The 14,897-nt window shown below is 71.2% G+C and carries 13 protein-coding genes; 5 read left to right on the forward strand and 8 right to left on the reverse strand.

The annotated features are described in order from the left end of the window. Together ligD and ACTWQO_RS18640 are read left to right on the forward strand one after the other, a co-directional pair. Entirely contained in the window at nt 1–1,023 is a 1,023-nt protein-coding gene (ligD, locus tag ACTWQO_RS18635; RefSeq protein WP_443238462.1) for a non-homologous end-joining DNA ligase, read from the forward strand. Between the two features lie 111 nt (nt 1,024–1,134). Continuing rightward, complete coding sequence (locus ACTWQO_RS18640) at nt 1,135–1,569, forward strand: cupin domain-containing protein (RefSeq protein ID WP_443238463.1); 435 nt, start codon at nt 1,135–1,137, stop codon at nt 1,567–1,569. On the opposite strand, the gene ACTWQO_RS18645 is transcribed toward ACTWQO_RS18640, so the two are convergent. The 3 genes from ACTWQO_RS18645 to ACTWQO_RS18655 all read right to left on the reverse strand — a co-directional run bounded on the left by ACTWQO_RS18645 (nt 1,570) and on the right by ACTWQO_RS18655 (nt 5,281). Continuing rightward, complete coding sequence (locus tag ACTWQO_RS18645; protein WP_443238519.1) at nt 1,570–3,918, reverse strand: SpoIIE family protein phosphatase; 2,349 nt, start codon at nt 3,916–3,918, stop codon at nt 1,570–1,572. Between the two features lie 55 nt (nt 3,919–3,973). After that, nucleotides 3,974–4,441, reverse strand: a complete 468-nt coding sequence (locus tag ACTWQO_RS18650; protein ID WP_443238464.1) for a peroxiredoxin — start codon at nt 4,439–4,441, stop codon at nt 3,974–3,976. A 93-nt stretch (nt 4,442–4,534) separates the two neighbouring features. Then, nucleotides 4,535–5,281 carry a helix-turn-helix domain-containing protein gene (locus ACTWQO_RS18655; RefSeq protein WP_443238465.1) on the reverse strand — a complete coding sequence of 249 codons (747 nt, stop codon included), beginning with the start codon at nt 5,279–5,281 and terminating at the stop codon, nt 4,535–4,537. 78 nt (nt 5,282–5,359) lie between these two features. Here ACTWQO_RS18655 and ACTWQO_RS18660 point away from each other — a divergent pair, with 78 nt between their 5' ends. Further along, entirely contained in the window at nt 5,360–6,475 is a 1,116-nt protein-coding gene (locus tag ACTWQO_RS18660; RefSeq protein WP_443238520.1) for an MFS transporter, read from the forward strand. Nucleotides 6,476–6,483: 8 nt separating this feature from the next. Here ACTWQO_RS18660 and ACTWQO_RS18665 read toward each other — a convergent pair whose 3' ends face one another. Continuing rightward, the gene (locus ACTWQO_RS18665) at nt 6,484–7,005 is read right to left on the reverse strand and encodes a MarR family winged helix-turn-helix transcriptional regulator (protein WP_443238466.1); all 522 of its coding nucleotides are present in this window, start codon (nt 7,003–7,005) and stop codon (nt 6,484–6,486) included. Between the two features lie 116 nt (nt 7,006–7,121). Here ACTWQO_RS18665 and ACTWQO_RS18670 point away from each other — a divergent pair, with 116 nt between their 5' ends. Together ACTWQO_RS18670 and ACTWQO_RS18675 are read left to right on the forward strand one after the other, a co-directional pair. Beyond that, nucleotides 7,122–7,901 carry an Fpg/Nei family DNA glycosylase gene (locus ACTWQO_RS18670; protein WP_443238467.1) on the forward strand — a complete coding sequence of 260 codons (780 nt, stop codon included), beginning with the start codon at nt 7,122–7,124 and terminating at the stop codon, nt 7,899–7,901. Between the two features lie 262 nt (nt 7,902–8,163). Beyond that, nucleotides 8,164–9,192, forward strand: coding sequence for an SDR family oxidoreductase (locus tag ACTWQO_RS18675; RefSeq protein WP_443238468.1), 1,029 nt, complete (start codon nt 8,164–8,166; stop codon nt 9,190–9,192). 14 nt (nt 9,193–9,206) lie between these two features. Here the strand turns inward: ACTWQO_RS18675 and ACTWQO_RS18680 are convergent, their stop codons facing one another. The 4 genes from ACTWQO_RS18680 to ACTWQO_RS18695 all read right to left on the reverse strand — a co-directional run bounded on the left by ACTWQO_RS18680 (nt 9,207) and on the right by ACTWQO_RS18695 (nt 14,754). Continuing rightward, nucleotides 9,207–10,307, reverse strand: a complete 1,101-nt coding sequence (locus ACTWQO_RS18680; RefSeq protein WP_443238469.1) for an FUSC family protein — start codon at nt 10,305–10,307, stop codon at nt 9,207–9,209. A 129-nt stretch (nt 10,308–10,436) separates the two neighbouring features. Next, nucleotides 10,437–12,551 carry a catalase gene (locus tag ACTWQO_RS18685; protein WP_443238470.1) on the reverse strand — a complete coding sequence of 705 codons (2,115 nt, stop codon included), beginning with the start codon at nt 12,549–12,551 and terminating at the stop codon, nt 10,437–10,439. Nucleotides 12,552–12,625: 74 nt separating this feature from the next. Beyond that, nucleotides 12,626–13,489 (reverse strand): Rieske 2Fe-2S domain-containing protein, encoded by an 864-nt coding sequence (locus ACTWQO_RS18690; RefSeq protein WP_443238471.1) that lies wholly within the window; start codon nt 13,487–13,489, stop codon nt 12,626–12,628. A gap of 125 nt (nt 13,490–13,614) precedes the next feature. Next, nucleotides 13,615–14,754, reverse strand: a complete 1,140-nt coding sequence (locus ACTWQO_RS18695; RefSeq protein WP_443238472.1) for a baeRF2 domain-containing protein — start codon at nt 14,752–14,754, stop codon at nt 13,615–13,617. Between the last annotated feature and the right edge of the window lie 143 nt (nt 14,755–14,897).

Consider the following 14,897-nt stretch of genomic DNA (forward strand, 5'->3'; position numbering starts at 1 on the left):
GTGTCCGGCCTGCCGACCACGCTGCCCGCCGAGCAGCGCCGGCTGCTGCGGAAGGCGCGCCCCGGGGCGGAGTTGGCCGCGCAGCCGATGCTCGCCACGCTCAGTGACCGGCGGGACTTCTCCAGCGAGTGGATCTTCGAGCGGAAGCTGGACGGCATCCGCGTGCTCGCGGTCCGCGAGCAGGGCCGGACGCTGCTGCTGTCCCGTGCGGGGCACCGCCTCAACGACACCTATCCGGAGATCGTCGACGCGCTCGCGGCCCAGGACTGCACGGACTTCACGATCGACGGGGAGATCGTGGCGTTCTCGCACGGCCGCACCGACTTCTCCCGGCTCCAGCAGCGCATGGGGCTGACCCGGCCGCGGGACATCGCGGCGAGCGGTGTCGCCGTGACGTACTACGTCTTCGACCTGCTCAGGCTGGACGGGTCGGACACCACCCGGCTGCCGCTGCGGACCCGCAAGTCCCTGCTGCGCCGCGCGTTGACCTATCGCGCCCCGCTGCGGGTGACGTCCCACCGCAACGGGGGCAGCGGCGAACTGCTCGCCGACGCCTGCGCCCGCGGCTGGGAAGGGCTGATCGCCAAGCGCGCCGACGGCCCCTACCGTCCGCGCCGGTCCACGGACTGGCTGAAGCTCAAGTGCTCCCAGGGACAGGAGTTCGTCGTCGGCGGCTTCACCGAACCGGCCGGCTCCCGCGTGGGCCTCGGCGCCCTGCTGCTCGGCTACCACGAGGAGGCCAGGTTCCGGTACGCGGGCAAGGTCGGCACAGGCTTCGACCGCGGTACGCTGCTCGCACTCCGCGAACGCCTCGACGAACTGCGCACCTCGTCATCGCCCTTCGACGACCCGGTGCGCGAGTCCGGAGCCCGCTGGGTGGAGCCGACGCTGGTCGCGCAGATCGCCTTCACCGAATGGACCCGTGACGGGATGCTGCGTCATCCGCGGTATCTCGGGTTGCGCGACGACAAGCGTCCACAGGATGTCGTACGGGAACGTGTGTCGGACCGTGTGGCGGGTTGACCGGCGTTCCCCCGTGCATGTGACCGGATTCTGCCCCAACTGGCCTTCCCCTCCTCTATGTTCACAGCGGCACGTCGTCGATCGTCCGCTCACGCCGGAAGGCCGTTTCCCATGCGCATGTTCCTCCGCACCGCCATAACCGGGGCAGTCGCAGCCGCCACTTTCGCGACCTGTGGCACCGCTCTGGCGACCCCGCCCGGTCCGGGGGTCACCGGAAAGGTGATCGCCCAGACCACGGTCGGCGGCACCGACTACATCCTGCGGGAGATCACCGTCCCGCCCGGGCAGGCGACCGGCTGGCACTACCACGACGGTCCGCTGTACGCCGTCGTGCAGCAGGGCACGCTCAGCCACTTCGACTCCACCTGCGCGTCCGACGGCGTGTATCCGAAGGGCAGCGCCATTCAGGAACCGGCCGGGGCGGACCATGTCCACATCGGCCGCAATCTGGGCGACACGGCGGTCGTCCTCGATGTGCTGTACGTCCTGCCGCACGGGGCGCCGTTGTCGCAGGACGCGGCGAATCCGGGCTGCCCGTTCGAGTGATCAGGGCGGTGGCAGCGGCTGTTCGGCCCAGATGGTCTTGCCGCGGCCCGTCTGCCGGCTGCCCCACCGCTGGGTGAGCTGGGCGACCAGGAGGAGACCACGGCCGCCCTCGTCGTAGGCGTGTGCCCGGCGCAGATGCGGTGAGGTGGAACTGCCGTCGGAGACCTCGCAGATGAGGGTGCGGTCGCGGATCAGCCGTAGCTGGATGGGCGGTTCGCCGTAGCGGATGGCGTTCGTGACGAGTTCACTGACGACGAGTTCGGTGACGAAGGCGGCCTCGTCCAGCCCCCACGCGGCCAGTTGCTCGATGGCCTCCTGCCGGGTGACGGCCACGTGCGCGGGGTCCGGGGGCACGTCCCAGGTGGCGACCCGGTCGGCGCCCAGCGCCCGGGTACGGGCGAGCAGGAGGGCCACGTCGTCGCTGGGCTCCTCCGGCAGTACGGCCTTCAGCACCGTGTCGCACAGGGCGTCCAGGGTGTCGGTGCGGGCCGCCAGCGCGCGGCACAGCTCGGACGTGGCGTGGTCGACGTCGCGATCCCGGTCCTCGATGAGGCCGTCGGTGTACAGGGCTACGACGGCTCCCTCGGGGAGCTCCAGGTCCACCGACTCGAAGGGCAGCCCGCCGACGCCGAGCGGGGGCCCGGCATTGATCTCGACCAGCCGCGTGGTGCCGTCGGGGAGGACCACGACGGGCGGGGGGTGTCCGGCGGCGGCCATGGTGAGGTGCCGGGTGACGGGGTCGTAGACGGAGTACAGGCAGGTGGCGCCGAGTTCGGCGGCCTCTTCGTCGCGGTCGTCGGACGCCAGGTGGGTGACCAGGTCGTCGAGGTGGGTGAGGAGTTCGTCCGGCGGCAGGTCCACGTCGGCGAGGGTGCGGACGGCCGTGCACAGGCGGCCCATGGTCGCCGACGACGGGATGCCGTGCCCGACGACGTCGCCGACGACCAGGGCGACCCGGCTGCCGGACAGCGGGATCACGTCGAACCAGTCGCCGCCGATGCCGGCGAGGGAGCCGGAGGGCAGATAGCGGTGGGCCACCTCGACCACCGCCTGTCCGGGCAGTCCGCGCGGCAGCAGGCTGTGCTGGAGAGCCAGCGCGGTCGTGCGTTCGCGGGCGAAGCGGCGGGCGTTGTCGACGCAGACGGCGGCCCGGCTGGCGAGTTCCTCGGCGACGGCGGCATCGTCCGGGCCGTAGTCGTCGGGGTTGGCGATGCGGACGGCCACCGCGACGCCGAGCGTGGTACCGCGGGCCCGCAGCGGTACCGCGAGCATCGAGTGGACGCCCTTGCGGTGCGGCCGGCCGGCCGGGGCCCGCGCGTTGCGTTCGGCGACCCAGCGCGTGAAGTCCGGCTCGCCCGCCTGGCCGAGGACGGCTCGCCCCTCCCGCAGGGCCCGGGCTGGCGGCGAGTACCCGGGGTAGATCTCCGTGCCGCCCAGGTGCACGGCCGCCTCCGGAGTGCCTTCGGTACGGGAGCCGTGGGCGACGCGGCGCAGGACGATCTCTTCGTCCAGTGCCGTCGGCGCTTCGTCCGCCACGAGGACCCAGTCGAGCAGGTCCACGCTGGCGAAGTCGGCGTAGCGCGGGACCAGGAGTTCCACGAGTTCTTCCGCGGTGCGCACCACGTCCAGGGTGGTGCCGATGGCGGCCGCCGCTTCGTTGAGCAGGGCCAGCCGCTGCCGGGCCCAGTACTGCTCGGTGCTGTCGAGGGCGGCCAGGGCGACACCGGTGACGTCACCTGAGTCGTCCCGCACGGGCCACATCTCGATGTTCCAGGCGTGTTCCCGGTTGAGGGCGGGCGCACCGGTGAAGCTCTCGTAGTGGACCGGGCGGCCCGTCTCGGCGACGCGGCGCAGATTGTTGTGGAAGCCGCGGCTGTGCTCGCCGTCCTCCACCGTATCCAGGAAGGGCCTGCCCAGCAGTATCTCCTCCGGCACCCCCATGACCCGGCAGGCCGTCTCGTTGAGGCGCAGATAGCGCTGCCGGGTGTCGAAGACCGACATGGACATCGATGCCTGCTGGAAGGCCTGGCCCGCCAGGGTGGGTTCGGGGCCGCCGGGCCGGGCGGTGATCACATATCCGCCCGGTGCGCCGTCCGGGCCCAGCACGGCCGTCGCCTGCACGGGGAGCGCCACGGTGGAGCCGTCACGGTGCCGCAGGACGACGGGGCCGGACAGCGCGGTCCGGGCCTCCGGCGACGGCTCCTCGGCGAGCAGATCGCGTACCGCCCGTCCCACGACCTCCTCGGCCGGGTATCCGGTCAGCTGCCGGGCACCCTCGCTCCACCCCGTTACGACACCCGAGGGATCGATGATCACCGTGGCGGAGGCGTGCTCCATGTGGTCCAGAATGGCCCTCTTGTGGGGCCGTATCAACCGGCGCCGCCGGCCCCCTACGGGCCGGAGGTCACTTTTGGTGGGCGCGCAGCGCGGCGAGGGCGCGGTCGGCGTGCGTGTTCATGCGCAGTTCGCTGTGCACGGCCTCGAGGACGGTGCGGTCCTCGGCGATGACGTAGGTGACGCGCTTGGTGGGCGCCATGGAGAAGCCGCGCTTGACACCGAACTGTTCCCGGACCGTCCCGTCGACATCGGACAGCAGCGGCATGCCCAGGGTGTGCCGCTCGGCGAACTCCTGCTGGCGCTCGACGGAGTCACCGCTGATCCCGACCGGGCGGGCGCCGACGGCAGCGAACTCGGCAGCCAGATCCCGGAAGTGGCAGGCCTCGGCAGTACAGCCCGGCGTGAGGGCGGCGGGGTAGAAGAAGAGCACCACCGGTCCCTCGGTGAGCAGTTCGGACAGGCGACGGCGGGTGCCGGTCTCGTCCGCCAGCTCGAAGTCCTCGGCCTTGTCCCCGACCCCTATGCGTCCGCTCACTGTGTGCCCCTCGTGTGATTCCTGCGCGCGATCACTGGAGCGTAGCGCGGTCGCCCGCCCCTTCCCGAGGGGGCAGGCCTCAAAAGGGGCTTTTCAGGAACGGCGGTTGTGCGTTCCGGGCGTGTAGCCGAACGAGCGGCGGAAGACGTCGATGAACGCGCTGGTGGAGGACCAGCCGCAGCGGTGGGCGACCGTGGTGACGGGCATTCCGTCGGCCAGCATCCGCAGGGCGTGATAGAGGCGCGACTGGGTGCGCCACTGCGGGAAGGTCATACCGAACTCACGGCGGAAGAGCCGGCTGAGCGTGCGCTCGCTCGCGCCGGTCGCGGCGCCGAGTGCGGCGAGGGTACGTACGTCAGCCGGGTCGGTGTGGACGAGGTCGCAGACCGCGGCCAGGCGCGGATCGGTGGCGGTGGGCAGCCGGAGCGGCTGCTGCGGTGAGGCGCGCAACTGGTCGCGCAGGACGGCGAGCAGCCGGTGGCGTTCGGGGCTGTCGTCGTCGGGGTCGCGGGTGTAGGCGAGGATCAGTTCGCGCAGGAGGGGGCTCACGGCGAGGACGGTGGGGTTGTCCAGGCCGAGCGGGTTGTCGTCGGCGGGAAGGCCGACCAGGTGCAGGTCCAGGTGGCCGTGGGCGCGATGCGCGTGGACGGTGCCTGCCGGGACCCAGATGGCGCGGGTGCCGGGCGCGAACCAGGTGCCCGCGTCGGTGGTGACGGCCAGGACGCCGGAGCCCGCGTAGACGATCTGGTGCTCGTCGTGCCGGTGCGCGTCGATGCGCTGACCGGCGGCCAGGTTCTGGGCGCCGGTCGGCGCTTTGGGCGTATGGCGGATGTCCGGCACAAGTCGGCAGTTTATCGAAAGCAGGCCGTCGGCCGGCCCCGCGAAGATCGCAGGGTGACCACGAAACCGATCACGCTGATGTCTGTGGGGCATGCCTGCGTGGACGTGTACCAAGGGGCCGTGGCGGCCCTGGTGCCGTTCTTCGTCGCCGAGCGCGCCTACACGTATGCCGCAGCCTCGGGCATCGTCCTGGCCGCGTCACTGCTGTCGTCGGTCGTGCAGCCGCTGTTCGGGGCCCTCACCGACCGGTGGGCGATGCCGTGGCTGTTGCCGCTGAGCGCGCTGACCGGCGGTGCGGGAGTCGCGTTGAGCGGGGTCGGCGGCTCGTACGCCCTGACCCTGACGGCGGTCGCGGTGTCCGGGATCGGGGTCGCCGCCTACCATCCGGAGGCCGCCCGCGCCGCACGGGCCGCCGCGCGCGGCAGCCATGTGGCCATGGGGTGGTTCTCGCTCGGCGGGAACATCGGCTTCGCGCTCGCACCCTTGCTGGTGTCCGCCGTGATCGCCACGGGCGGACTGCGGGCCTCTCCCCTACTGATCGTGCCCGGCGTCGCGGGGGCCGTCCTGTGTGCGGCCGCTCTGCGCTCGGCCCGGACACCCTCGGCCGCCGCGGTGACCGAGGGCAGCGGCAGCGATGACTGGCCGTCGTTCCTCCGGCTGTCCGGGGCGATCGTCTGCCGGTCGGTCGTCTTCGTCGGGCTGAGCACGTTCGTTTCCCTGTACGTCCGTGAGCGCACGGCCGGTGGGGAGGTGGCGGGCACGGCCGCGCTGTGCGTGCTCTACGTCGGCGGCGCACTCGGGACCGTGGCGGGCGGGCGGCTCGCCGAGCGGTACGGCCGGGTCGCGGTGGTGAGGTGGTCGTATGCCCTGACGGTCCTCGCCGTCGCCGGGACCGTCCTCGTACCCGGCCCCGCGGTCTACCTGTTCATCGCGCTGACGTCAGCGGGCCTGTACGTGCCGTTCTCGCTGCACATCACGCTCGGCCAGGACTATCTCCCCCGGCGTGTGGGGACCGCGAGCGGCGTCACGCTGGGTCTGACGGTGAGTGTCGGCGGGCTCGCCGCCCCTGTCCTCGGCGCGGTCGCCGACGCCACGTCCCTGCGGACCGCGCTGCTCCCCCTCATTGCCCTGCCCGCACTGGGACATCTGCTGCTGCGGGGGCTGCACGAGCCCGGCCGCCCCGCTCAGGCCTAGCTCAGAGCTCAGGCAGTGCCCGCCGGTGCCACCGCGTCGGGTTCCGACTCGTCGTCGATGGCGTACGACAGGAAGTCGTCGACCATGCGGTGGAAGAGGGTGGCGAGCTGGCGCAGCTCCTCCGGAGACCAGTCGCCCAGGGCCAGTTGCATGCCGCGGGCGCCCGCGTCGCGGATTTTGTCGATGGCCTGGCGCCCCGCGTCGGTGAGCTGGATGCGCTGGGCGCGGCGGTCGTCGGGGTCGGGGACGCGGGTGACGTAACCGGCCTTCTGCAGCTGCTGCACGGTACGGGTGACGTGCGAGGCCTCCACCCCCAGCCGGGTGGCCAGCTCCCCGGGGCGCAGCGGCTCCGAGTCGGCGACCTGGCGCAGCAATGCCACGGCGGCCCGGTCCAGCGGCACGCCGGCCAGGGCCATCAGCCGGTCGTGCTGCCGGGCGCGCGTGCTCAGGTAGGTGATGCGAGTGAGCGCCCGCTCGATCTCGATCACTTCCGGGGACGCGGGGGCATCAGGCAGCTGTGGTGTGGGCATACGAGCCACTTTACCATCTTGTTGCGTAACTCAATTAATCTACGGCTCGTGCGAGGGCACGTCTCCATCGCGGGCGGTAGCGTCGTCAGTACGCCACGGAAAGCCGGAGAAGAACCGTGCCCGAACTACCGGATGTCGAAGGATTCCGCCAGGTCCTGCTCGATTGCGGGAGTCGCCGGTCCGTCACGGACATCGAGGTACGGGACGCCGGAGTTCTACGGGGTGTCACCGAGAAACGACTCCGGAAGGAATTGAAGGGGAAGCGTCTCGGGAAGGCGTGGCGGCACGGAAAATGGCTCTTCGTCCCGACGGACGGCGACCCGACGCTTGTCTTTCATTTCGGAATGACAGGATCACTGCGGTGCTGTGCCCAGGAAGAACCGATCGAGGCGCATGACCGCATCGTCCGGGCACTCGACGGTACTCGGAATCTCTGCTATCGCGATCAACGCAAGCTGCAGGGCGTGCAGTTGGCCGACGACGACGCCGTTGACCGAATTCTGGACGGCCTGGGCCCGGACGCCCGAGCCGTGAGCCGAGAAGAGTTTCTGGAACTGCTGTCGGGGCGACGGGGTGCCGTCAAGAGTGCCCTCATGGACCAGTCCGTCATCGCGGGCCTCGGCAACCTCCTGTGCGACGAGATCCTGTGGCGGGCTCGTGTCGCCCCTCGCAATCCGGCGCGGAACCTGGACGAGAAGACACTGCGGCGCATCCACGCGGCGATGGGCCGTGTCCTGACGACATCCGTGCGCGACGGGCGGGTGCCGCCACGCCGCTCCTGGCTCACCGGGCGCTGGGACGACAGTGAGCCCACATGTCCCCGCTGCGGCGATTCCCTGCGTTCAAGTCGCAGCGCGGGACGCCGTACGGTCTGGTGCCCGCAGTGTCAGGCATGAACGGCGCCATGGCGCCGTAGGGAAGGGTGAGGCCGTGGACGCGGGTCCCACCGCGTCCACGGCCTCTTTCCCACGGCCGCTCAGCCACGACACGAGTGCCCCAGGGCCACGCGAGCAAACACACTCCCCGCCGAGCTGAACCGTGTGGCGACCTTTCCATCGCGTGCGTCCCCGGGCACCGGGTACTCGGGGCTGAGCACGCTCATGACGCGTGGATCAGCCATGACGCGTGGATCAGCCCATCGCCCGAAAGGAGCCGGTCGTGAGGAGCGAATCCGGCGGCAAGGTCGTCGTCACGGGAGCCACCGGCAACGTGGGCACCAGCCTGGTGCGCCTGCTCGTGGAGGATTCGAAGGTCGGTTCCGTGCGGGGTCTCGCCCGTCGGATTCCGGACTGGTCGCTCGACAAGACCGAGTGGTCCGCGGTGGACCTGGCCGCCGAGGACGCCGACCTGGTTGAGGAGTTCGAAGGCGCCGACGCTGTGGTCCATCTGGCCTGGGCCTTCCAGCCCACGCACGATCCGGCCGCGACCTGGCGCACCAACGTGCTCGGCAGCATCCGGGTGTTCGAGGCAGTGGCTGCGGCTAAGGTGCCGGCGCTGGTCCATGCCTCCTCCGTGGGGGCGTACTCGCCGGGGCCCAAGGACCGCGCGGTGGACGAGTCATGGCCGACGCATGGATGGCCGGACGCTGCTTACTGCCGTGAGAAGGCCTACCTGGAGCGGGCCCTGGACTCCTTCGAGCACCAGCACCCGGGCATCCGGGTGGTGCGGATGCGGCCCGCCTTCCTCTTCAAGCGGGAATCGGCGAGCGAACAGCGCCGCATCTTCGGCGGCCGCTTCCTCCCGGGACCGCTGGCGCGTCCCGAAATGCTGCCCTTCCTCCCCGACATCCCGGGCCTGCGGGTGCAGGCCCTGCACACCGACGACGCGGCGCAGGCCTACCGGCTGGCGGTGCACAGCCACCTGGGCGGCGCGTTCAACCTGGCGGGCGAGCCGCCCGTCGACGCGCAGATGCTGGGCGAGATGCTCGGAGCCCGCCCGGTACGGCTGCCACGACCGGCCGCCCGCTCCGCCATCGCGGCCGCATGGGGCCTGCATCTGCTGCCCGCCTCGCCCCACCTCTTCGACGCCGTGCTCCGGCTCCCCCTCATGGACTGCTCACGGGCCCACACCGAACTCCACTGGCAGCCGGAGCGTACGGCCGCAGAGGTGCTGGAGGAGTTCCTGCACGGGCTGCAACGAGGAGCCGGCGCGGAGACAGAGCCCCTCCAGGGCCGCAAAGTGGGCTGAGCCGTCCCCTGCGCTCACGCCTGGCGCCGGGTCTGCGGGACGTGCTGCGCGCCGGCGACGGTGGTGAGGTCGTCCAACAGCCGATGCGTGTCCAGGGCCAGACCGCCCAGGGCGGGGGTGGTCTCATAACGGCCGTCGGCGAGTACGGCGGTCAGACGCCGGTGTGCGGCGGTCGCCTCGTTCAGCGCGCGGTCGCGCTCGGCGGCGGTGTCGGGGTCGAGCACGTCGCCGGCCGACTGCAAGAGGGGCGAGAGGATGCCTGGTACGCAGTCCGGAAGCGTGGTGGCGTCGTTCAGCGTACGGATCGTCGCGCGGATGTGTTCGGTGATCCGGTCCCAGGTCAGGTCCCAGTCGGCCGACGGCGGTGGCACAACGGTCCGGCGCAGCCTGTGGCCCGGGTTGAAGCGGAAGCTCTCGTCCGACCAGCGGCGCGCGTCCCGCAGCTCCGCGACCACGTCGGTCAATCGCACGGCCCTGTCGTACCAGCTCCGCACTCGGCCGTCGTCGGACGCGCCCTCGACGCCGTCGGCGACCTCGTGCAGCAACGTGGCGCAGTCCCGCGGGAGTTGGTTCCGCAGGTGACGGACTCGGTCGGTATGGACCGGCGGCAGTACCAAGGCGTTCACGCAGACCCCGATGGTCGCTCCGAGCAGCGTCTCCAGGAGGCGGTGCAGGATGTCGAAGCCGGCGTACGACTCGTACACGAGGACGAACAGTGCGGCGGTGGGTGCGTACAGGCCCTGAGAACCGAACCGGGTGTAGTTGCCGAGCAGGACCGTCAGGGGCAGGGCCACCGCCATCGCGGCCATGGTGTTGGGGGTGAGCACGCCGGCGCCGGCGGCGAGAAGCGTTCCCGCGACGACCACCACGAATTGCTGCAGCGCGGACAGCAGGGAGCGGTAGACGGTGCTCTGCACCAGGAACAGCGCGGTCCATGGCGCCAGGAGGGCCATCGGCGCGTTCCACCACCAGCCGGCCAGCGCCCAGGCCAGCAGCGCGGCGCCCGCCGTCTTGAGGGACTGGACCGTGGTGTAGCGCTCGGGGCCGGGAGCGGTGACGCACCTGCGGACCGAGCGGCAGACGGATGTGGCTTCCCAGGTGAGTGAGTGCCACACGATGACGCTCGACTCCTTCCTCGGGTGAACTCGCGTTCCTCGGGTTCCTCGGGCAGGGGCGTGCCGCCGGTGGCGTTGCAGATCGAGGCGGTTTCGGGGAGCAGGGCCGGTGGGCACCGGCGCCGAGGCTCAGCGGTGTACTGGCGGCCGGTCCCAGTGGCGGTGGGCGGCGATCGCGGCGGTCAGCTGCGACAGGAACCCCTCGCTGGCCGGCCCGGTGGACGTCTCGGAGACCACGCCGCGGTCGGCCACGGTGCCGTCGCCGTCTCCGGCCAGGCGCAGACCGTCCGGCTCCAGCATGGCGACCAGGTCGATGCCGCTGCCCAGGGCGCCGACCGGCTTGCCGTGCCGGTAGGCGTCCCGTACGAACCGCTGGACCGTCGCGTCGCCGGCGAGCTCGCGCGCGCCGCCCGGGACGACCACCGCGTCGTAGAGCACGGACGCGACCGTGGGCAGCGCCCGGTCGACCCGGTGCCGGCCCTCGTCGCTGTCGCGCACCGTGCCGTCGTGGAAGGCCAGTTCCTCGACGATCGCACCGCCGTCCTCCAGGACTTCCCGTACGGTGCCGACCTGGGCCGCGTCCACGCCGTCGGCGACCAGGACCGCTACCTGCCGGGTACGGATACTGCCGTCGCCGCGGAGTTTGTCGCTCGTCATGCTCAGCGCCGGGGAGGGTTCCGGCTGCGGGGTGTCCTCCTTCTCGGGCGGCTCGACACCGATGCCCTCGGCCACGGCGGCGGCCAATCCGTGGTGCACATGGCCCAGTTGCTCGACGGTCCGCTGCCGTACCTGCGTCGACCCGACCTTGCCGAGCTCGAAGCGGAAAGCGTCGATGATGTGCTGCCTCTCCCAGTCGGACATGCTCAGCAAGAACAGCGCCGCCTGGGTGTAGTGGTCCTTGAAGCTCTCGCTGCGCTTGCGGATCTTGTTCCCGTCGACCCGCTCCTGGAGATGGCTGTACGCGCTCGGGTCGGCAGCCCCGGCCAGCACCGGGCAGCCGCCGCTCAGGGAGTTGGGGCTGTAGCTGGTGCCGCTGTGTATCTGTCCCTGGTGGAAGCCGTCCCGCTGGTTCGTGCGGACGTCCACGACCGGCCGGTTGACCGGGATCTGGGCGAAGTTGGGGCCGCCCAGGCGGATCAGCTGGGTGTCCAGATAGGAGAAGTTGCGGGCCTGGAGCAGCGGGTCGTTGGTGAAGTCGATGCCCGGCACGACGTTGGCCGTGTGGAAGGCGACCTGTTCGGTCTCGGCGAAGAAGTTCTCCGGGTTGCGGTCGAGGACCATGCGCCCGATGGGCCGTACGGGGATCTCCTCCTCCGGGATGATCTTCGTGGCGTCCAGGAGGTCGAAGTCGAAGGAGTGCTCGTCCTCTTCCGGCACCAACTGGACACCCAGTTCATATTCGGGGTAGTTGCCGGCCGCGATGTTGTCCCACAGGTCACGGCGGTTGAAGTCCGGGTCGCGGCCCTGCGTCTCCTGCGCCTCGTCCCACACCAGCGAGTGAACGCCGAGCACGGGCGTCCAGTGGAACTTCACGAACGTGCCGTTGCCCGCGGCGTCCACGAACCGGAAGGTGTGCACGCCGAAGCCCTGCATCGTCCGGTAGCTGCGCGGAATGGCGCGGTCGGACATCAGCCACATCATCATGTGCAGGGTCTCGGGCTGGAGGGAGACGAAGTCCCAGAGGGTGCCGTGCGCGGACCCGCCCGTGGGGATCTCGTTGTGCGGTTCCGGCTTCACGGCGTGCACGAAGTCGGGGAACTTGATGCCGTCCTGGATGAAGAAGACCGGCATGTTGTTCCCGACGAGGTCGTAATTGCCCTCCGACGTATAGAACTTGGTCGCGAAGCCGCGGACGTCGCGCACCGTGTCCGCCGAGCCGCGCGGGCCCTGCACCGTGGAGAAGCGCACGAACACCGGCGTCCGCACGGACGGCTCCTGGAGGAAGGCGGCTTTGGTGAACTCCGCACAGGACTGGTACGGCTGGAAGTAGCCGTACGCACCGGCCCCTCGGGCATGCACCACGCGCTCCGGGATCCGCTCGTGGTCGAAGCGGGTGAGCTTCTCCCGGAAGTGGAAGTCCTCCATCAGCGTGGGGCCGCGCTCGCCCGCCCGCAGAGAGTCGTCGGTGTGATCGACCACCACTCCCTGATCCGTGGTGAGCGGACCACCGGCCGGGTCGGGGGCGCGGTGGGCGTCGCGCTGCCGCTGCTTCGCGTCGGCGGGACGGCGTTCGTGCGTGGTCATGACGGTTTCTCCCTCGACTCATCGACTGGGTCGGCTGGTTGGCTGGTCGGCCGTCGCGCGCTCCCCCGCACCGTTCAGTGCGCGTGTCCCTCCCGTAGCCGGATCTCGACCAGGCCGTCGCTGAGGCGTACGTCGAAGGAGGGCTGCGGTGCCGTGGACGGTCCGCCCACGCAGGCGCCGTCCGCGAGCCGGAACGTGCTGCCGTGCCAGGGACAGGTCACGCATCCGTCACTGATCTCGCCCTCCGACAGAGGGCCCGAGAGATGGGCGCACCGCTCCGCCAGCGCGTGTATCTCTCCGGGACTGTCGGAGTCCCGTACGAGCAGCACAGGCACCTCCCCGACCATCCGCCGGACGACGCTGCCGCGCGGGAACTCCTCCGGGTCACCGACCGCATGCCAGCCCGCGTCGATCAGATGCGGCACGGCCTCGCTGTGGTTCACCCCCGCGGCCTGCCGGTATGCCAAGTGGCCGCCGAGAAACCCGCCGACCGTGGCGGCCGTGAGTCCGGCGAAGCCGAGCAGCCGACCGCTCCGGCCCCTGCTGCGGGCCACGAGCGAGGCGGCGTAGCAGGCGATGGCCGCGGTGTTCGCCGCCGCGTGCACCACGCCCACGCGCTCCTGCTCGGGATGCTGGTCCGCGAAGTCGACGGCCCCCGCCAGCGCGGCCGGGGCGGCGCCGGCGAGCCCGACGGCGACCAGCAGCCGGGCCGCGCGCTCATTGCCGCGGGTCAGATCGAGCAGCGCGGCGGACGTCCAGGCGCCGATGGGGGTCTGCACCAGCACCGGGTGCAGGGGGTGGCCCTGCCAACGGCCGCGCAGCGCGTCCCGCAGGGGCCCGAGGGGCAGAGCGTGGACGCCTGTCCGTACGGGGGCCGCGACACGGTCGAGCAGGTCGGCGTCCTCCAGGACTTCGATCTTCGACAGGGGATTGCGCATGTGCGCCGGGTTACCCGATCACTGAGGCGAAAACCTGGCAACCGGCGTTCCTTCCAGCTCATCGGCACGGTGATCAACCGGCCTGAGCGCGGGTGATCGCCGGTTCGCGCCGCGAGGGTCGGCGCTCAGCCGGCCGAGGCGTACGTCCACCGCAGCAGGGCGCCCAGGCCACCCGCCGGGACGTCCCTGCCCTCGCTGTCCGCAGGAGGAATGATCAGCACGTCGGCGGCGGTCACCGCGGCCGTCCGCAGCAGTGCGTCGTCGGCGCGCACCGGGAAGGGATCGCCCCCGCCCAGGGTCTGCGCATCGGTGCGGCGCACCGCCACTTGGTCGGGATCGTCACCCGCCCATGTCTCACGGGCCAGATCCGCCCCGTCGGGACGAATCAGCAGCGTGTCGACGCGGTGCTCCCTGACCGCTTCCACCAGGGCCGGAACGCCCTCCACCGCGTCCGCCGGCCCGTCGGTGCCGCTCCGTCCGGCACGGAACCGGTCGAGTGCCTCCTCGATGCGACGCCGGGTGTACTCCTGGCGGGCCTGCTCGACGGCCTCTTCCAGCGCGGGAGAGAAGGAGCCGGCGGCATGGCCACCATGCTCCGTTTCCACCGTGACCTCCCGAACGGCCTCCGGCAGCTCGTCCCGCACGGCAGGCCGCTCGCGCGGGTCGCCGACCAGGACGACCAGCTCGGCCCCGGACTCCGCGTACGCCGAACTCAGCGCTTCGGCGATCTCACCGGCGTTCTGGTCCCAGGTGTTCTCGACCCTCAGCTGGAAATGCCGCTCCGACCAGTCCGACGAGGCCGTACGGTGCACCGGCCAGTGCCGGCCCTCGACCTGCCCGGCGTCCTGCGGGCCGGTCGCCCCGCGCAGTTCGAAGTCGGCGCCGGTCCGGTCGATGTAGGCCACCAGGCAGACCGGATCCTGAGCGGAGAGCTCCAGCAGCGGTGTGAGCCGGGGCAGGGCGGTCCAGCGGGCGATCTGCCGCTGCGGCGGCCGGGAGAGATTGAGGCTGAGCACCACCTCTCCCCCGGCGGCGAAGATCGCTCGGCCGGCCGGGGCGTCCGCGGGCCGGATGTTCGCCAGGGCCTCGCGCACCGCCTGCACGGTCGCCGCGTCGGCGCCTTCCTCCTCCAGGTCCCGGCAGGCTTCCCGTACGAACAGCTCACGCCGTTTGGCCCCCGACTCGTCATTCTGAGCGGGGTCGAAGTACACGGTGGCCCATGGGCCACGGCGCTCGAACAGTGGTGCCAGAAATGACAGCTGCACGGTTCCTCCTCGTTCATCCCTGTTCCCGGGCCGAGTTCCCGGAGGACGAGGAGAGACACCCGGCAGGCCACACCAGCCGACTGCCGGAGTCAGGCGGTCGCTTCCTGTCGCCGTGTCCGGTACCGGAGAGGGTGCCTTGTCGG

This window comes from Streptomyces sp. 4N124, from assembly GCF_052245395.1.
Lineage (GTDB): Bacteria > Actinomycetota > Actinomycetes > Streptomycetales > Streptomycetaceae > Streptomyces.